The sequence below is a fragment of the Sphingomonas dokdonensis genome (assembly GCF_002197685.1).
In the GTDB taxonomy this organism is placed as follows: Bacteria; Pseudomonadota; Alphaproteobacteria; order Sphingomonadales; family Sphingomonadaceae; genus Sphingomonas; species Sphingomonas dokdonensis.
In genome coordinates this window covers 79,241-95,115 of sequence record NZ_NBBI01000007.1, presented here as the reverse complement: position 1 = coordinate 95,115, position 15,875 = coordinate 79,241, and the positions used below count along the sequence as shown (strand labels likewise).

The window sequence follows — 15,875 nt, the reverse complement described above, 5'->3', positions numbered from 1 at the left end:
ATGAAACGAAACGCGCCACGTCGCTGCGTTGCAACAGCGTCCGTACCAAACCAACAGGTCGCCGCTGCGATGGTTCCGCCCGATCGCTAACTGATGCGCCGCCGGAACAATCGCGCGGCTCTCGCGCTCTTGCCGGTGACGCGAAGCGGCCGGATCGGCCGTGCGCCGCCGATCGACCGAAAAGGGGAAAAGCCATGAAGACCGTATCGCCCGCCGCCGTGATCGCCGCTCTGGCGCTTGCCGCCGTGCCGCTGTCGGCGTGCAGCAAGAGCCCGTCCGACCAGCTCGCCGATCGCGTCGAGAATGCCGCGGACGCGCGCGCCGACAACCTGGAGATGCAGGCCGACATGCTCGAAAACCGCGCGGCTGCCGTGCGCGAGGCGGGCGAGGAGCGCAGCGACGCGATCGAGGCGGCGGATCGCAACGTGGCGGGGATGAGCCAGGCGCAGCGCGACGCGATCGTCGCCAACGAGGCAGCGGCCGTCCGCTAAGATGCGACTGTGCGACGCGCGCGCCGGCTCGCCCGCTGACCGGCGCGTGGGGGCGCGTGCGTGAAGGGGCGGCTGCTCCAGTTCGGCGAGAATCTGCGGCAGAGCTACTGGTTTCTGCCGTCGATCATGGCGTTTGCCGCGGTGCTGCTGGCGGGCGGGATGATCTGGGTCGACACCTATGTGGGGTCGACATGGATGGACGGGCTGTTGTGGCTCTACGCCTCGCGGCCGAGCGGCGCGCGACAGGTGCTGTCGTCGATCGGCGGATCGATGATCACGGTGGCGGGCACGGTGTTTTCCGTGACCATCGCCGCGGTCGTCTATGCGTCGGGCCAATACGGGCCGCGGCTGCTGACGAACTTCATGTCCGATCGCGGCAACCAGGTGACGCTGGGCACCTTTATCGCGACGTTCCTGTATTGCCTGATCGTGCTGCGCACGGTGCGCTCGCCCGAGGAATCGAGCAGCGCTGGGTTCGTGCCCAATCTGGCGCTGCTGGTCGCGGTGCTGCTGGCGATCTGCTCGATCGCGGTGCTGATCTTCTTCATCCACCACGTACCGAGCAAGATTCACATCAACAGCGTGATCGAGGATATCGGCGATCGCCTGCTGCGCGAGATCGACGAGCGGTTCCCGTCGTTCATCGGCGAAGGCCGGCCGGAGGGCGACGATCCCGCCGACGAGGCGCTGGTGCCCGCCACCTTTCGCGCGGATTGCACCTTTGCCGACGGCAGCGATCGCCAGCTGATCCGCGCCAAGCGCACCGGCTATATTCAGGTGGTGGATAGCGACGCGCTGATGGCGCGCGCGCGCGACGACGATCTGGTGCTGCGGCTGCAATATCAGCCGGGCGATTTCGTGCACGCCGGCCGGACGCTGGCCGAGGCCTGGCCGGCGGGACGCGGCGGCGAGGAGACGGCGGAAGCCATTCGCGACGCTTATTCGGTCGGCGATCGGCGATCGGCGTTGCAGGACCTGCGCTTCCTGCTCGACGAGCTGGTGGAGATTGCGGCGCGCGCGCTGTCGCCCGGGGTCAACGACCCGTTCACCGCGATCACCTGCCTCGATTGGCTCAGCGCCGCGCTAGCCGACGTGGCGCATCGCCGTTTGCCCTCGCGGCTGCGGCTCGACGACGAGGGCGCGCTGCGCGTGATCGCGCATCCGGTGACGTTCGACGCGATCGTCGATCGCTCGTTCGGCGCGCTGGTGCAATATTGCGGCACCGACATGCTGGCCGCGCTGCACTTCATCCGCGGACTGGGCGAGGTGTCGCTCGATTGCGACGATCTCGAGCGGGTGAAGACGCTGGGGCGCTATCTCGACCGGCTGCAATTGCGCGCCGAGGGATCGCTCGACGGCTATAATTTGGCGCGGGTGCGCGAGCGGGCGGACGAATTGCGCCGCGCGCTGGCCGAGCCCGATTACAAGCGCCGCCTGCGCGACAGCACCGCCTGGCTCGCCGGCACCGCCTGACCGCGCGGCCCGTCGGGAGCGGGCAGGATCGGGCCGAGCCGGGCTTATTTTTGTCCGGAACGCAACCTAAGCGGCCAGCGCCCGTTCCTTTTCGTGACGCAGGATGCGCGCAGGCACTGCCCGGCAGGCGGCGCTTCGTTGCAGTTTTCCGGGCCTGGCCGCGCCTGAACGGTGCCGCCGCCGCACGCCCGGCGCTGTTTTTGTCACGACCCAACAGGGAATTCATCATGACCACCGCCAACGATCACGAGATCCGCCCGCTCGACGCGCTCGACCATTGGAAACTGTCCGACGCCGACCAGGATCTGCGCGGCACGTTGCTGATCGATCGGCACGGCGCGCGCGTCGGCGTGGTCACCGACATGCTCGCCGATGTGGCGCAGGAGCGGATCGTCGCGCTGCGGCTGGAGGACGAGCGGATCGTCAATGTCGATGCGGTCGTGATCCGCGACGGGGTGCCGGTGCTGACCACCGACCTCCACACGCTGCCGCCCGCGCCGACCGAATGGGCGCCGGTCACGCGGCGCTAGGCGCGCCTTTCTGGCGGCAGGACCGCCGTTTTCATCAACACGACAGCATCAGCACGACCAGGAGAACAGGCATGGCGGAAATCCCGATCGAGAAGAAGCGGAGCGGCATTCCGGCGTGGCTATGGCTGCTGCTTGCCGTGGTGGTCGCGGGCATCCTGCTGTGGCTGTTGCTCGGGCGCGAGGACAATCGCCTGCCCGAGACGCCGGTCGCCAGCGCGCCTTATGCGTCGGCCGCGGGCGGCGTAGCTGGGGCCGGGGCCGGGACCGGGGCGGGCGCGGAGACGGGCGCCGCCAATGGCCCGATCACCGATCTCGCCACGCTGCTTACCGCGCCGGACGAGGCGGTGGTCGGCCGCGAGGTGCGGCTGAGCAACGTGCCGGCGGGTGAAGTGCCGGCCGATGCGGGCTTCTGGATCACCGGCGAGAATGGCGCGCGCGAATATGTCGTGCTGCACGAGGTGCGCACCCCGAACACCCCGATCGAGGGCCGCGTCGACGTCGACCAGGGCGACCGCGTCGACATCGTCGGCACCGTGCGTCCGGCCAGCGCGGGCGCTCCAGAAGGCGCCGCGATTCCCGGCCCGACCGCGCCACTGCCCGACGGGATCAACCATTACATCGACGCCACCCGCGTGACCAAGGCGTCGTAGGCAACCGCATCCAGGTGACGCCAGCGGGCGTGTCGTTGACCGGCACGCCCGCTTGGTGGTGGCTTCATGCTGCGAGAGTGACGACATAGTACGGTGATGATTGCCGACGGGGCCGAGGTTTTACATAACCACTATTATCGACTTATCAGCACTAAGTTCGATGGATCGGAGTGGGCGAGAAGCCGCAAGACCGAACGGCGATCCGGCGCGCTTCTGGAAGGCGCGGCAGTGGCAAGCGACCACTGCCGCGTCCTCCCGCTCAGGCGTCCTGAACGGCAGACAGGCGCCAGTCGGTGCCCGGCTCGCGCTTGAAGGTCCACAGCTCGGTCGTGTCGGTGGCACGGTCGGGATCGCCGTCCACCACTGCGCCGCTCTGGCGATCGAGCATCACGTCGACGCTTTCGTAGCGCATCGCGATGGTCGCGTAATCGGTGCCGGCTTCCTGCCACGCCTCGGCCACTGCGGCATCGAGGAGGCGCGTGTCGGACACGCGGTTGCGGCGGCCGGCGGTCGCGTTCTGGCTCAGCTCCTCGGCGAAATAGGACATTACCTCGGGCGTGGTGCGCGCACGCAGGCGGGCGAAATCCTCGGCGGAGAACGCATCCTGCACATCCATCAGCAGCCGCTCGAAATCGGCGCGATCGGCATCGGTGATGGCGATGTCCTGCTCGGCCACCCGCTGCGGGGCGGCATAGGCGGGCGTGCTGCCTTGCGGCGCCAGGGCGCTTGGCCGGTCAGGCGCATTGTTCTGCTGGCCGGTGAAGCTGCTGCCCGTGAACGGGTGCACGTTGCCGCCCGCCCCGGCTGCCGCATGGGCCTGCGGATGCGTCGGCGCGCCCCCCGCGCGACGACGCAGGAAGCTGAACAGGAAATAGGCGAGACCGCCGATCAGCACGATCTGCAGCAGCGCCATGATCGCGCCGGCGCCGCCCAGCGCACCCAGCCCGCCGCCGAGCAGCGCGCCGATCAGACCGCCGGCGAGGAGGCCGCCGAGCAGCCCGCGGCCCATGCCGCCGCGGCGCGCGGTTCCGGCCGCCGCTGCCGTGCCCGCGCTCGCCTGCGTTCCCGCGGCAGGGCGATCGGTCATCGAGCGTTGCACGGGCGCGGTCTGGCGCGGCGCCACATTGGTGGTGGCGGGCGCGCGATAGGTGCGCGCGCCGCGGCTGCCGAAGCTGCCGCCGCGCCGCGCATCGGCCTCGATCGGCGCGGTCAGCATCACGGCTGCCGCAAGCCCGAAGGTGACGGCGCCGACGGTGCCCTTCTTGAAGCGGATCATGGTCTCTCCTTGAAATTGGCGGTGCGCGGGTGCGCGAAACGTCGAACGGGCATGTCACCCGCGGCAATCACGGCGCACTCCATCAGGGGGCCGGCCGGTGAAGATCGATGGAAAGCCGGGCCCGATATGATCGCGGTCCGACATCACACCCACTTCGTGGGGTGTCAGAGGGGCCCGGCCCGCGCGATCAATCTGGGGCATCGGGCGCGCCGGATCAAGGGGTCGCGCACGGGTTGGCGGCGCGGGCGCGGCAGGCGCAGCGGGCGTGCGAGCCCCCTCTCCCGCCATCCCGTGCCCGCTTTGCTTTGCACCGCGGCGCTGCCGTCCCCATGTTGGGCGGCATGAATGCTCCCCTTCTGCCCCTGCCCGACGACGATCTTACCCGGCTCGGCCTGGTGGAGGACGGCGACCTCGTGCTGGACGAGGCCGCGCTGGCGCTGGCGCAACTCGATCATCAGGCGGTGGATCTGACGCCCTATCACGACCTGTTGTCCGAGATCGCCGAGCAACTGGAGGTCACCGGCATGGCGGCCGAGCGCGCCGCCGATCAGGCAAGCGCGCTTGCCGCGGTGCTGGCCGACCAGTTCGGCTTTCTGGGCGACGATCTGACCTATGACGATCCCGACAATGCCGATCTGATCCGCGTGATCGACCGGCGCCGCGGGCTGCCGGTGAGCCTCGCCATCCTGTATGTCGCCGCCGCGCGGCGGATCGGCTGGCAGGCGCAGGTGCTCGACGTACCGGGGCATGTGCTGGTGCTGATCGGGATGGACGAGGCGCCGGTGATCGTGGACCCGTTTGCGGGCGGCGCGCGGGTCGGCGCGGAGCGGCTCGCGGCGCTGTTGCAGACTCATGCCCCGACGCACGAGCCGGTGACGCAGGTCGCCGCCATGCCCAATCGCGCGGTGCTGATCCGGCTGTTGCAGAATCAGGCGACCCGCGCCGAACAGGCCGGGCACGGCCGTCGCGCGCTGACGCTGTTCGCCCGCATGACCGCGGTGGCGCCCGAATATGCGCATGCGTGGTGGCAGCGCGCGCGGCTGTTGCTGGTCGATGGCGACGTGGCGGGCGCGCGCAGCAGCCTGGGCACGATCCTGGAGGTGACGCGCGATCCCGAGCTGCGCGCGCAGGTATCGGACCTTTTGGAGAAACTCGCCGCCTCGTCCTGAGCGTGCGGCGGCGACCTTACGGCGCGGCCCTAAGGGGCGGCTGCGCGCGCCGGCAGCGCGGACCAGGGCAGCACTGCCCATTCCGGATTGTCGCACACCCGCGCGACACGGGCAAAAGACGCGCCGAGCCACAGACCGTCGGGTGTCAGCCGCCACGCGGGAAAGCTCCACACGTCCGGATCGGTGTAATCGCAGTCGGGCGCATCGTCGGCCGCGTCGGTCGCGCGCTGCGGCCTCATTTGCGCGGGATGATAGCGCCGCAGCATCCGCACCACTGCCGGGCCGAACGTGTCGCTGCGATACCCGTACCAGGCATCGCTTTCGGGCGCGGGCGGTGCGGCGGAGCCGACCGGCAGCACCGCATCCAGCGTCAGTTCGCGGCCGGTGCGCGCGTCGAAGCTGTGGCCTTCGGTCATGAAATCGGGATGCGCGGCGCCGGCGCACGACCAGTCGGCATGCCATGCGTAGCTGACGTAATCGCGCCCGAACCACGGCTGGCCCGCCACTGCGCCCTCGACGCCCGGTTTGCCGTCGCCCCCGGTGCAGCCGAGTGTCGCGTGGACGTTGCGCCATTGCTGTTGATCGAGCGCGGCGTTGATCGTGCGCACGACGCCGGGCGCATAGCCGCCGTTCAGCCGGAACAGCCGCACCCCGCTCCGCCGCTCGCGCAGCCAGCGGATCGGGCGACCGTCGATCACGGCATCGCCGTCGGGCGCCAGGGTCAGCCCGGCGAGTTGCAGCTTTTCGTGCAACGACAGGTCGGCGGGCGACGCGGCGGGCACGGCGCGCGCCTGCGTGATCGGCGACAGGCTGACGGCGAAGCGCCGGTGCGCGGCGGTGGTGAGCGTGCCGACGAGGCGCGGGCCGGCGCGGCGGAGCACCAGGTGATCGTCGGTCGGCATCGCATCGAGCGTGATCGTGTCGCCGCGCCGCTTGCCCTGCAACCGGATGTCGAGCCGGTGCGCGGCGTAGAAATAGCTGCCCCAAACGTCGCGCGCGCCGCGCGCGTCCGGCGCTGAATCCTCGCTTTCGAGCGTCAGCACGATCGGGTTCGCGCCGACCGTGCCGGTGTAGCTGCGCGGCGTATCTTGCGCGGGCGCCTGCGCCATTGCAGGTGCGGCAACGACCAGCGCCGCCATCATCCATCCACCCCGCATCGCGCCGCTCCTTGCCATCTGCCCTGCTTGTTCGGTGTCGCGTGCTGCGCGGTCAAGCGGCGCGTGCACGGTCAGTCTCCTGCCGTGGCCTCGCGCAGCGCCTCGACGCGTAGGCGGGGGAACACGTCTTCGAGCGGCAGGCTGTCGGGCAGCACGTAGACATAGCCGCCTTTCCTGCCGAAGCGCGGTTGCAGCAGCTTTGCATAGAAGGCGCGCGGCACGTTGATGCAGCCGAAGGTGATGCGGTTGTCGTCGGGCGTTGGCGACAGCATCCGCTCGCGCCGCCGCTCCTTGCGCGGGCTGTCGGTGGGGATGGTGTGGATCGCGACGGAGGTGGCGTAATCGACCCACAGGACGCGCTGCCGCCCGACCGCGAGGCCGAACTTCGCCAGATAGCGGCCGGCGGGCGTGGTCTTCTCGGCGGGGCCGATCTCCGATAGTTTCTTGGCGCCGATGCCGGCGCTCGCGGTGTCGCCCGGCGCAATGCCGATCAGCACGGGCACCGTGTCGAGCAGCGTGCCAGCGGCATCGTAGAGCGACAGCGCGGCGTTTTTCTTGTCGATCACGGCAAAGGGCAAATGGTGGTGATCGCCCGACGATTGCACCCAGCGCGCGACGCGCTGCGCCTCGCCGCTTTGCACCAGCGGCGGTTCGGCGGCCGGGGCGGGGGCGGCGTCCTTGGCCACGGCGGGCAGCCCCGGCAGGAGCAGCGACCCCGGCAGGATCAGCGACAGCGCGGCGAGCGACCGCAAGACAGCATGCATTTCACTTCACCACCAAAGGCCGCCCGCCCCACCGGGACGAGCGGCCATATGTCATTCGTCGGGAACGCGGGTGCGCGTCAGTTGCGGGGCCGCTTGCCGCGCGATTCCTGCGCCTGCATGCGCTGCTCCATGCCGTCGACGCGGCCGTTCAGCTGATCGAGCCGCTGGCCGTTGCCTTGCAACTGCGCCGACGCGGCCTGCGCCTCGGCGAGCGCGGTCTTGGCGGTGGTATCGGTTTCCTGCAGGCGCGCCTCGAGCGTGTCGACACGCTGGCTGACGGGGGCGATCTGTTCGCGGACGTAGGATTTGGTGGCGCAGCCGCTGACGGCGACGCCCAGCACAAGAACAACCGGTGCGAGTTTGGACGCGGACAGATACATTAATGATTCTTTCAACTGTTAATCAGCAGGAGAAAAGAAGCTGAGACTTTGCCAATCAACAATCCACTTTCTGTTCACCTGTGCCGTTCCCGCGACGGGACGATAAAGGACTTTGTTCATCTATCATTAAGGCAAGGCTCTACTTCGCGAAAGGATCCAGCGGTATCTTGCCATCGGCCGTGCCGGCAACGCAGCGGCGCAGTTCGGCCACGGCAGCGCCGCTGCCGGCCAGATCGACCTCGGCCACGGTGACGGTGGCGCGTGTGACGGCCAGCGTGCGCGCGGCGGCGAAGCGGGCGGGAAAGGCGCGGTCGAATGCGGCGACGAAGCCGCGTTTGCCATCCGCGCGGATGCCGATCGCCCGATGATCGGCATAGCCGGCGCGCGTCAGCCGATAAGTAAGCGACAATGTGTCGCGCGGCGCGATCGACCAATTGGCGTTGAGCAGCGTGAGCTGGCTGGTGCCGTCCGCGTTCAGCCCAAGCAGCAGCTGCGTGCCGCCATTCATGGCAAAGGTGCGGGTGATGAAGCAGCCCTGCCCGTCACGGCTGGCCGCCACCGTCCAGCCGGCCACCGTGCGACCGGCGTAATCCGCCGCGTGGGCCGGCGTGCTCGCCCCGACGCTGGCCGACACGACCAGCATGGCGGCCAGCGCGGCGTGCGGCGCACAGGTGTTCGGCTTGATCGTCATGCGCGGCGTATCTCCTTGCGTCGCCCACAGCGTTTCCGCCGCGCGGATGAACAGGGGCTGGACCGATCCCGCATCCGGTGAGTTTCACCGGGCGATGCGCATCCGTTCTTTCGCCCCCTCCCCCTGCCCCTCCCGAAAAGCGCGCACGGCGGTGCGATGGCTGCTCGCACTGCCGCTTGCCGCCGCGCTGGCGAGTTGCGGCTCGGGCGGCACACCCGACCCTGACGCTGCGATCGCACCCGAAGATCGCGCAATCGGCGCACAGCAGCATGCCGCGCTCTTGCAGGATTTTGGCGGCGAATATGGCGGGCCGGCGGAAAGCTATGTGCAGGGCGTGGGCGAAAAGATCGCGGCCGCCGCCGGACTGGAGGGGCAATGCACCTTTACCCTGGTCAATACGCCGGTGGTGAACGCCTTTGCGGTGCCGGGCTGCTATATCTACGTCACGCGCGGGCTGGTGGCGGTGGTGACGAGCGAGGCGGAGCTTGCCAGCGTGCTGGGGCACGAGCTGGGGCATATCGTCGGGCGGCATGCGCAGCGGCAGGAGACGAGCTCGATCTGGCGGCAGCTCGGCGTGATCGCGGTGGCGGTGACGGGATCGGAGCGGCTGACGCAGCTGGCGAACCAGGCGGCGCAATATTTCGGCCTGCGCTATTCGCGCAGCCAGGAATATGCCGCCGACGACCTGAGCGTCCGCTATCTCGAGGCGGCCGGTTACGACGTCTATGCCGCTGCCGACATGCTGGAAGCACTCGGGCGGCAGGAGCGGTTCATGCAGGCCGGCGACCGCGAGGACGGCGCGCGCAGCGTGCCCGAATGGGCGCTGAGCCACCCGCTGACCGAGCGGCGCATCCCGCGCGCGCGGGAGGAGGCGGCGGATACCGGGCTGGCCAAGGATGCGTTGCCCGAGAACGAGGCACGCTATTTCGCCGCGGTGGATGGCCTGCTGTTCGGCGACGATCCCGAGCAGGGCTTCGTGATCGGCCGCCGCTTCGCGCATCCCGCCATGCGCATCTCGTTCGAGGCGCCGCCGGGCTTCTCGCTGAGCAACAGCCCGCGCGCGGTGCGGCTGACGGGGCCGGACGGGATCTCGGGCGAGTTCGGCGGCAACCCGCTGCCGCCGGGCGGCCTGCCGCGCTATGCCGAGGCGCTGGTGGCGCATGTCGTCGGCGATGCGCCGGCCGAGATCGTCGATACCGCGCCAATGCAGGTCAACGGCCTGCCCGCGATCGTGGTGCAGGTGCGGCTGGCGGTGCGCGATCGCGGCGGCGGCAACAAGGCGGTGCCGCTCGCCATCGCGGTGTATGACGGGCTGGACGGGCAGGCGTACCATTTCATCATCGCCTCGCCCCCGGCGGACGGCAGCGCGCAAGGTATCGCGCAGCTGTTCGCCTCGTTCCGGCGACTGTCCCCGGCGGAGGCGGCGTCACTGCGCCCGCGCGTGATCCGCACAGTGCGCATCGGCGCGGGCGATACGGTCGCGACGCTGGCCGAGCGGACCGTCGACCCCCGCCCTGCCGCGCTCGTCTCGCTCATCAATGGGCTGGATCAGCGGAAGCTGACGCCAGGCGCACCGGCCAAGATCGTCACGTACGCGCGCAGCTATGTCGATCCGGCGGGTACGCCGCCGGGCGCGGCATTATTGCCTTGAAGGTAAAGCGCGCGGCGGTCTTGGCGCGGCGTCGACCCGAAAAGATGAAAGCATGATGAATGCCGCGCCGCAATCAAACATACATCGCGGCTACGAGTCGCGATGGCCCCAGACCTTAGTCGAGGCCGATCCGGCGCCGCGCTTCTGCATCGCGACGCGCCCGTCGTGCTTCGCGTTCCTTTTGCAATCTCCGTGACTTGGATACCTTCATCAACCCGAACGACCCACCGACCAGCAGAACAGCAATACCCGCAAACGTAGCCATGCCATATTTCCCCCCGGAACATTATGCGGCGGGGTTTTATCCATTTCGGATCAAGATGTGAATGTGTGACGTAACGTAAAGCGTACGGTGTTAACCACGTTTGTGGGAACCGGTATATTACGCGACAATCAAGCGTACCGTCGCGACAATCAACGCGCGCTTGGTTGCGGAGGGTTACTGCGCTGCGGTCGCAAGGTGAGCGCCCCTGTGAAAGGGAGTTCAAAGGCAGGGGCGCTCACAACGCGGTAAATAGATCCGCTGCGGAACTATTAGCCGGTGTGCTCAGCAACACAAGGAAACAATTGGAGGCCGTGCCGGCGTCGTGCAGTCCTGGTACCTGCCGTACGTCCCACCGCGGGACGCCATGCTGTGAGGGCGAGCGCCGGAAGCGGGCGCTAGACCTCCTCCAATGTGGCGATCTCGAACTGGTAGCGGCGCCAGCCGCGTTGGCGGGCGGCGTCCGCGGCGGCGGTGCGCTTCGCCTTGGCCTCGGCAAGGCTGGTGGCGTGGCCCCAGAATACCTCGGTCTTGCCGTTCTCCAGCACGGCGACGATGCGCCAGTAGTGCGTAAACGGCTGACTGGTCGGGCCGATCGTCTTCACATAGCCATCGGGCATCGTCGCCCGCAGCATCCGCTTGCGCTTTGCCATCACCCGCGCCCTTCAGAAATGCGCCAGATAGCCGCCGTCGACCGCCAACACCTGCCCGGTGACATAGGAGGCGGCGGGCGAGGCGAAGAACAGGACGGCGCCGGCAATTTCGGCCGGCTCGCCCCAGCGGCCGAGCGACGTGCGGCGGGCGAGATGCGCGGCGATCTCCGGGTCGGCGACCATGGCGGCATTGGCGTCGGTGGCGAAGAAGCCGGGGGCGACGGCATTGGCGGTGATGCCGCGCGGGCCGAGCTCGGCGGCGAGCGCGCGGGTCAGCGCCTCCAGCCCGCCCTTGCTCATGGTATAGGCCGCGTCGCCGGCGCGTGCGATCGGCCCGGCAATCGAAGTGATGTTGATGATCCGCCCGCCCGCCGGCATGCGCGGTGCCAGTGCCCGCGCGAGATCGAACGGCGCGAGGAGGTTGAGCTCCAGCAGCCGGCGCGCGGCGTCGCGATCGAGCTGGTCGAGCGGGCGGCGATCGCGCCCGCCGGCATTGTTGACGAGGATGTCGATCGGCGTCTCGCGCGCGGCGAACGTCTCGGCGGCGCCGGGCTGCGTCAGGTCCGCGAGCACGATCTCGCTGGTGGCGCCGGCGTGGGCGATCGCATCGGCGAGCGCCTCCAGCGGTGCGGCGTCGCGGCCGTGGAGCAGCAGGTGCGCGCCGGCGCCGGCCAGCGCGCGGGCGATCTCCTGCCCCAGCCCGCCACTCGCGCCGGTGACCAGCGCGGTTCTGCCGGCAAGGGTGCCGCCGCCTTCTGTGATGCCTGCTGCGCTCATGGCGCGTGCTTTGGCGGGCTTCGTGCCTGCCCTCAAGCGCGGCGTGTCGCGAGCGTGCCGCCCGCCCACAACGCCGCCCAGATCAGCACAGGCTGAAGCAGCATGCGCGGGCCGTGGTATGCCCATCCGAGCCCCCCGTCGGGGCGCGCGAGATCGATCAGCAGGTGGTTCACATTCGCCGGCCACACACACAGCGCATAGGCTGCAAGCCCCCACCCCGCCCAGCGGCGCAGCGCGGGCGACCAGGGCTGCGCAAGCCCTGCCGCGCCGGCCAATTCGGCAAGCCCGGTGAGCGCGATCACCAGCGGCGCGGCGGGCACCCAGTGCGGCGTGATCGAGAGAAACGGCGCTGGTGTTGCGAGGTGCAGGACGCCCGCCGCGCCATAAAGCACGGCGAGCAGCCAGCGGGTGATGCGGCGGGCGCGACCGGGCGGGGATGTAGCCATCGGGGATGCTTGCTGCCACACAAAGCGGGCCGCGACGAGGGGTGCGTCGCGGCCCGGGGGGGTGTGAGCCGCTCGGGGTAGGAGCGGCTCGGGGAGAGGCTAGGCGAGTTATCGCGACCCGATCGGTTACTTGGGCTCGCCGTTCACCGTGCGCTCGCGCGAGATCACCGGCTTTTCGCCACGCTGCTTGTAGATGGTCATCGAATTCGACCGCACGTCGCCCTTCGGCGTGACGTTGGTCATCGATCGCGAGCGGGCGCGCTCGTCATCGTCGCGCGCCGTGGCGGTGGAGCGCTGGCGCGCCGTATTGTTGCGCGTGTTGAAACGCGCGCTGCCGTCGGTCGCCACGGTACCGCCGTTGGCCGCGGCGGCATCCGCCGTGCCCGACACGCCGACCGTGCCGTCGCCGCTCATGCCGCCGCTGGTGGTGCCGGCGGACACGTCACCCGTGGTGGGCGATGCGGTGCCGGCGCTGCCGGTGTTGACCTGCGCCGACGCGGTGCCTGCGACCAGCAGGGCCGGCGCCAGAATAAGAAGGCTACGCATGGTGATTACTCCCGTTGATCCCGCTCGTCGATCGTGACGGTGCAGCCGCCTTCGTCGCGGGTGACGCGCACGGTGCGCGTGACGCCGTTGACGGTGGTGCTGCTCGACGACGTGGCGTGGGCGGTGCCCATGCCGGACGTGCTGGACGATGCCGATACCGTGCTGTGCGAGGATGACGTGCCGGCGTGCGCATTCGTGCTCCCGTTCGCGCTGCTGCTGGCGCTGGAGCCGATGCTGCCATCGTCATCGATCATCGTCGTCTCGACCCGGCCATCCGCGAAATGGTGAACCTGCCGGCACTGCGCCTGGGGTGTGGAGGGCGCGGCGGCTGCGGCAAGAAGGAGAAGGGGTGTCATGAGAAAGGAGGGCGGGCCGTGACGACCCGCCCCTTATCCTCAATTGCGCGGCGTGTCGGCCGTGGCCGAGCTGTCGCCATAGACCTCACCGGTCGAGCCGTTGCGGTCGGTCGAGCCATAGGCGTCGATCGAGGTGCCGCTGGCGGTGGCGCCGCTGCCCGTTGCCGTGCCGCCGGCTGCGACTGCGCCGGTTGCGCGGTTACGATCGGTGTAGGTCGAACCGGCGCCATAGGTGGAGGAGGAGCTGCCCATCTGGCGCTGATCGCGGCGCGACATGCGATCCGTGCGCTTGTCCTGCCCCTTACGCATCGTGCCGACCGACTCACCGCCGGCAACCGAGCCCTGCGGCGTCGAAGCGGCGGCGCCGCCGCCTGCGGTGCTCTGCGCGCCGGCAGCAGTGGTCAGCAGGCCAGCAGCGGCAACCGTCGCGAACATGGTAGTGATACGCATTGTACTCTCCGATATTTCGGCCCTCGTTCGAAGAGGACGGCGATGAAGCGCTTGGCAGCAGCAAAGGTTCAACGGAGTTTACGAAAAACTTAACCAATGGTCGGGTATCGAGCAATTTACGTCGTCATGGCGCAGCCGCGTAATATTTGATCCTTTTCTTGCCTGGAACCATTGCGGCAGGGAAACGAAGCCCGAAAACTCTACGGTGTCCCATCAGAGCGAAGCGCTCACGGCTTGCGATTGCTGCGCATCGCGAAGCTGGAGGTGATGCGCGAAACGCCCGGCAGGCGCGACAGCACGTCGCGGTGGAAGCGGGCGTAATGATCCATGTCGGTGATCTGCAGCCGCAGCAGATAGTCGCCGTCGCCGGTCAGCAGATACCATTCGCGGATTTCGGCGTGGCGGCGCATCGCCGCCTCGAAGCGGGTGAGATATTCCTCCGTCTGCCGTTCCAGCTCCACCTGCACCAGCGCCACATTGCCCTCGTCAGGATCGCTGCCGGCGATGATCGCGGTATAGCCGCGGATCGTGCCGCTTTTTTCCAGCAGCTTCAGTCGGCGCAGGCAGGCGGATTCGGACAGACCCACCTCGCGCGCGAGCGCACTGTTGGTGATGCGGGCGTTGAGCCGCAGCTGGTTCAGGATGCGGCGGTCCACCGCGTCGATCATGGTGCAATACTCCTGTCGCCTCGCAGAAGCTGCGAAACCAGCGCCGCGATAGCAGCTTCCGTCGCAGATTCGGCGACAAATCCGCATCGTCTTCGGCCATGGTGGCGGGAGGAGACGAGCGGGCGATGACACAGATCGGTCTGATGTGGGCGCGGGATTTGGTGCGATGAGGGTGGTGATCCTTGGCGCCGGAGTGATCGGCATCACTGCCGCGCATTATCTGCGCCGCGCTGGGCATGAGGTGGTCGTGATCGATCGCCAGCCGGGGCCGGCGCTGGAGACAAGCTTCGCCAATGCCGGCGAGATTTCGCCCGGCTATGCCTCCCCCTGGGCGGCGCCGGGCATTCCGGTGAAGGCGATCAAGTGGCTGATGATGCACCATGCGCCGCTGATCCTGCGCCCGCAGGCGAATGCGGCGATGCTGACGTGGCTGGCGGCGATGCTGCGCAACTGCACCGCGCAGCGATATGCGCTAAACAAGAGCCGGATGGTGGGGCTGGCCGAATTCAGCCGCGACGAGCTGGTTGCGCTGCGCCGCGATCTCGGCATCAAGTATGACGAGCGGTCGCAAGGGACGCTGCAGCTGTTCCGTACATCCAAGCAGATGGACGGCGCGGCGAAGGACATGGCGGTGCTCGCCTCCTATGACGTGCCGTACGAGTTGCTCGACCGCGCGGGTTGCGTCGCCGCCGAGCCGGGGCTTGCTGCCGCGCGCGACCGCTTCGTTGGGGGATTGCGCCTGCCCAATGACGAGACGGGCGATTGCCACCTGTTCACCACGCGGCTGGCCGAGCGGCTGGCGGCGGATGGGGTGGAATTCCGTTTCAACACCGCGATCCACGGCATCGAGAGCAATGGCACGGCAATCACCGGCGTGCACACCGATGCCGGGGTGGTGCATGGCGATGCGTACCTAGTCGCGCTGGGGAGCCATTCGCCGCAACTGCTCCGGCCGCTTGGCATCCGCCTGCCGGTCTATCCGGTGAAGGGCTATTCAATCACGGTGCCGATCGCCGATCCCGCGGCAGCGCCCGTCTCGACGCTGCTCGACGAGAGCTACAAGATCGCGATCACGCGGCTGGGCGATCGGATCCGCGTTGGCGGGATGGCGGAAATCTCGGGCTACGACAATTCGCTGCCGCGTCGGCGCGAGGCGACCTTGCTCCATTCGCTTAATGATCTGTTCCCCGGCGCGTCGCAGGCAGGCGAGACGAACTTCTGGAGCGGCCTGCGCCCGATGACGCCCGACGGGCCGCCGATCATCGGCGGCACCGCGCTGCCCAATCTGTTCCTCAACACCGGGCATGGCACGCTGGGCTGGACGATGGCGTGCGGATCGGCCGCGGTGATCGCGGCGCTTCTGTCGGGCGAGACGCCGCCGATCCCCGTCGCCGGGCTGGGGCTCGACCGCTACGGCTGAGCGCGCTGCGACGAAGAGTTTGCGGCAAGCGACGGAGCGTGTGGCCGTGCGGTGCGTTGCAGTAC

Annotated in this window: 19 protein-coding genes; 8 read left to right on the top strand and 11 right to left on the bottom strand. The window is 68.9% G+C overall.

Annotated features, from left to right (window positions below):
- Positions 1-194: 194 nt before the first annotated feature.
- From SPDO_RS14740 to SPDO_RS14725, 4 genes are all read left to right on the top strand, one after another.
- Positions 195-491, top strand: a complete 297-nt coding sequence (locus SPDO_RS14740) for a hypothetical protein (protein ID WP_088368274.1) — start codon at positions 195-197, stop codon at positions 489-491.
- A 60-nt stretch (positions 492-551) separates the two neighbouring features.
- Positions 552-1,964: a DUF2254 domain-containing protein gene (locus tag SPDO_RS14735; protein WP_088368273.1), complete on the top strand. Its 1,413-nt coding sequence runs from the start codon at positions 552-554 to the stop codon at positions 1,962-1,964.
- 227 nt (positions 1,965-2,191) lie between these two features.
- Positions 2,192-2,494: a hypothetical protein gene (locus tag SPDO_RS14730; RefSeq protein WP_088368272.1), complete on the top strand. Its 303-nt coding sequence runs from the start codon at positions 2,192-2,194 to the stop codon at positions 2,492-2,494.
- A gap of 71 nt (positions 2,495-2,565) precedes the next feature.
- Positions 2,566-3,144 carry a hypothetical protein gene (locus tag SPDO_RS14725; protein WP_088368271.1) on the top strand — a complete coding sequence of 193 codons (579 nt, stop codon included), beginning with the start codon at positions 2,566-2,568 and terminating at the stop codon, positions 3,142-3,144.
- Positions 3,145-3,403: 259 nt separating this feature from the next.
- Here the strand turns inward: SPDO_RS14725 and SPDO_RS14720 are convergent, their stop codons facing one another.
- Complete coding sequence (locus SPDO_RS14720) at positions 3,404-4,420, bottom strand: TIM44-like domain-containing protein (RefSeq protein ID WP_088368270.1); 1,017 nt, start codon at positions 4,418-4,420, stop codon at positions 3,404-3,406.
- 341 nt (positions 4,421-4,761) lie between these two features.
- Here SPDO_RS14720 and SPDO_RS14715 point away from each other — a divergent pair, with 341 nt between their 5' ends.
- Positions 4,762-5,589, top strand: coding sequence for a SirB1 family protein (locus SPDO_RS14715; protein WP_088368289.1), 828 nt, complete (start codon positions 4,762-4,764; stop codon positions 5,587-5,589).
- Positions 5,590-5,618: 29 nt separating this feature from the next.
- Here SPDO_RS14715 and SPDO_RS14710 read toward each other — a convergent pair whose 3' ends face one another.
- From SPDO_RS14710 to SPDO_RS14695, 4 genes are all read right to left on the bottom strand, one after another.
- Positions 5,619-6,746, bottom strand: a complete 1,128-nt coding sequence (locus SPDO_RS14710; RefSeq protein WP_143559665.1) for a hypothetical protein — start codon at positions 6,744-6,746, stop codon at positions 5,619-5,621.
- A gap of 71 nt (positions 6,747-6,817) precedes the next feature.
- On the bottom strand, positions 6,818-7,510 hold the full coding sequence (locus SPDO_RS14705) for a hypothetical protein (RefSeq protein WP_088368268.1): 693 nt from the start codon (positions 7,508-7,510) through the stop codon (positions 6,818-6,820).
- A 77-nt stretch (positions 7,511-7,587) separates the two neighbouring features.
- Positions 7,588-7,890, bottom strand: a complete 303-nt coding sequence (locus tag SPDO_RS14700) for a hypothetical protein (protein WP_088368267.1) — start codon at positions 7,888-7,890, stop codon at positions 7,588-7,590.
- 139 nt (positions 7,891-8,029) lie between these two features.
- Positions 8,030-8,581 carry a hypothetical protein gene (locus tag SPDO_RS14695; RefSeq protein ID WP_143559664.1) on the bottom strand — a complete coding sequence of 184 codons (552 nt, stop codon included), beginning with the start codon at positions 8,579-8,581 and terminating at the stop codon, positions 8,030-8,032.
- Between the two features lie 94 nt (positions 8,582-8,675).
- Between SPDO_RS14695 and SPDO_RS14690 the strand changes: the two genes are divergently transcribed.
- Positions 8,676-10,232: a M48 family metalloprotease gene (locus SPDO_RS14690; RefSeq protein ID WP_158212208.1), complete on the top strand. Its 1,557-nt coding sequence runs from the start codon at positions 8,676-8,678 to the stop codon at positions 10,230-10,232.
- A gap of 660 nt (positions 10,233-10,892) precedes the next feature.
- Here the strand turns inward: SPDO_RS14690 and SPDO_RS14685 are convergent.
- The 4 genes from SPDO_RS14685 to SPDO_RS14670 form a co-directional block, all read right to left on the bottom strand.
- On the bottom strand, positions 10,893-11,147 hold the full coding sequence (locus SPDO_RS14685; RefSeq protein ID WP_088368264.1) for a hypothetical protein: 255 nt from the start codon (positions 11,145-11,147) through the stop codon (positions 10,893-10,895).
- 12 nt (positions 11,148-11,159) lie between these two features.
- Positions 11,160-11,924: an SDR family oxidoreductase gene (locus tag SPDO_RS14680; RefSeq protein WP_088368263.1), complete on the bottom strand. Its 765-nt coding sequence runs from the start codon at positions 11,922-11,924 to the stop codon at positions 11,160-11,162.
- 32 nt (positions 11,925-11,956) lie between these two features.
- Positions 11,957-12,370 carry a DoxX family protein gene (locus tag SPDO_RS14675; RefSeq protein ID WP_088368262.1) on the bottom strand — a complete coding sequence of 138 codons (414 nt, stop codon included), beginning with the start codon at positions 12,368-12,370 and terminating at the stop codon, positions 11,957-11,959.
- 126 nt (positions 12,371-12,496) lie between these two features.
- A complete protein-coding gene (locus SPDO_RS14670; protein WP_088368261.1) occupies positions 12,497-12,916 on the bottom strand; it encodes a hypothetical protein in 420 nt (139 codons plus the stop codon).
- Positions 12,917-12,949: 33 nt separating this feature from the next.
- Here SPDO_RS14670 and SPDO_RS14665 point away from each other — a divergent pair, with 33 nt between their 5' ends.
- Entirely contained in the window at positions 12,950-13,204 is a 255-nt protein-coding gene (locus tag SPDO_RS14665) for a hypothetical protein (protein ID WP_088368260.1), read from the top strand.
- Positions 13,205-13,311: 107 nt separating this feature from the next.
- Here the strand turns inward: SPDO_RS14665 and SPDO_RS14660 are convergent, their stop codons facing one another.
- Both SPDO_RS14660 and SPDO_RS14655 read right to left on the bottom strand, forming a co-directional pair.
- Positions 13,312-13,722, bottom strand: a complete 411-nt coding sequence (locus SPDO_RS14660; RefSeq protein ID WP_088368259.1) for a hypothetical protein — start codon at positions 13,720-13,722, stop codon at positions 13,312-13,314.
- 227 nt (positions 13,723-13,949) lie between these two features.
- Positions 13,950-14,390 (bottom strand): Lrp/AsnC family transcriptional regulator, encoded by a 441-nt coding sequence (locus SPDO_RS14655; protein WP_088368258.1) that lies wholly within the window; start codon positions 14,388-14,390, stop codon positions 13,950-13,952.
- 166 nt (positions 14,391-14,556) lie between these two features.
- On the opposite strand from SPDO_RS14655, the gene SPDO_RS14650 reads away from it, so the two are divergent.
- On the top strand, positions 14,557-15,810 hold the full coding sequence (locus tag SPDO_RS14650) for a D-amino acid dehydrogenase (protein ID WP_088368257.1): 1,254 nt from the start codon (positions 14,557-14,559) through the stop codon (positions 15,808-15,810).
- Positions 15,811-15,875 lie beyond the last annotated feature (65 nt).

Excerpts from the sequence above, each read along its gene's own strand:
- SPDO_RS14740 (WP_088368274.1), top strand. The coding sequence starts at position 195 with ATGAAGACCGTATCGCCCGCCGCCGTGATCGCCGCTCTGGCGCTTGCC.
- SPDO_RS14680 (WP_088368263.1), bottom strand. The coding sequence starts at position 11,924 with ATGAGCGCAGCAGGCATCACAGAAGGCGGCGGCACCCTTGCCGGCAGA.
- SPDO_RS14730 (WP_088368272.1), top strand. The coding sequence starts at position 2,192 with ATGACCACCGCCAACGATCACGAGATCCGCCCGCTCGACGCGCTCGAC.
- SPDO_RS14670 (WP_088368261.1), bottom strand. The coding sequence starts at position 12,916 with ATGCGTAGCCTTCTTATTCTGGCGCCGGCCCTGCTGGTCGCAGGCACC.
- SPDO_RS14695 (WP_143559664.1), bottom strand. The coding sequence starts at position 8,581 with ATGACGATCAAGCCGAACACCTGTGCGCCGCACGCCGCGCTGGCCGCC.
- SPDO_RS14660 (WP_088368259.1), bottom strand. The coding sequence starts at position 13,722 with ATGCGTATCACTACCATGTTCGCGACGGTTGCCGCTGCTGGCCTGCTG.
- SPDO_RS14655 (WP_088368258.1), bottom strand. The coding sequence starts at position 14,390 with ATGATCGACGCGGTGGACCGCCGCATCCTGAACCAGCTGCGGCTCAAC.
- SPDO_RS14705 (WP_088368268.1), bottom strand. The coding sequence starts at position 7,510 with ATGCATGCTGTCTTGCGGTCGCTCGCCGCGCTGTCGCTGATCCTGCCG.
- SPDO_RS14725 (WP_088368271.1), top strand. The coding sequence starts at position 2,566 with ATGGCGGAAATCCCGATCGAGAAGAAGCGGAGCGGCATTCCGGCGTGG.
- SPDO_RS14650 (WP_088368257.1), top strand. The coding sequence starts at position 14,557 with ATGAGGGTGGTGATCCTTGGCGCCGGAGTGATCGGCATCACTGCCGCG.
- SPDO_RS14685 (WP_088368264.1), bottom strand. The coding sequence starts at position 11,147 with ATGGCAAAGCGCAAGCGGATGCTGCGGGCGACGATGCCCGATGGCTAT.
- SPDO_RS14675 (WP_088368262.1), bottom strand. The coding sequence starts at position 12,370 with ATGGCTACATCCCCGCCCGGTCGCGCCCGCCGCATCACCCGCTGGCTG.
- SPDO_RS14715 (WP_088368289.1), top strand. The coding sequence starts at position 4,762 with ATGAATGCTCCCCTTCTGCCCCTGCCCGACGACGATCTTACCCGGCTC.
- SPDO_RS14720 (WP_088368270.1), bottom strand. The coding sequence starts at position 4,420 with ATGATCCGCTTCAAGAAGGGCACCGTCGGCGCCGTCACCTTCGGGCTT.
- SPDO_RS14700 (WP_088368267.1), bottom strand. The coding sequence starts at position 7,890 with ATGTATCTGTCCGCGTCCAAACTCGCACCGGTTGTTCTTGTGCTGGGC.
- SPDO_RS14710 (WP_143559665.1), bottom strand. The coding sequence starts at position 6,746 with ATGCGGGGTGGATGGATGATGGCGGCGCTGGTCGTTGCCGCACCTGCA.
- SPDO_RS14690 (WP_158212208.1), top strand. The coding sequence starts at position 8,676 with ATGCGCATCCGTTCTTTCGCCCCCTCCCCCTGCCCCTCCCGAAAAGCG.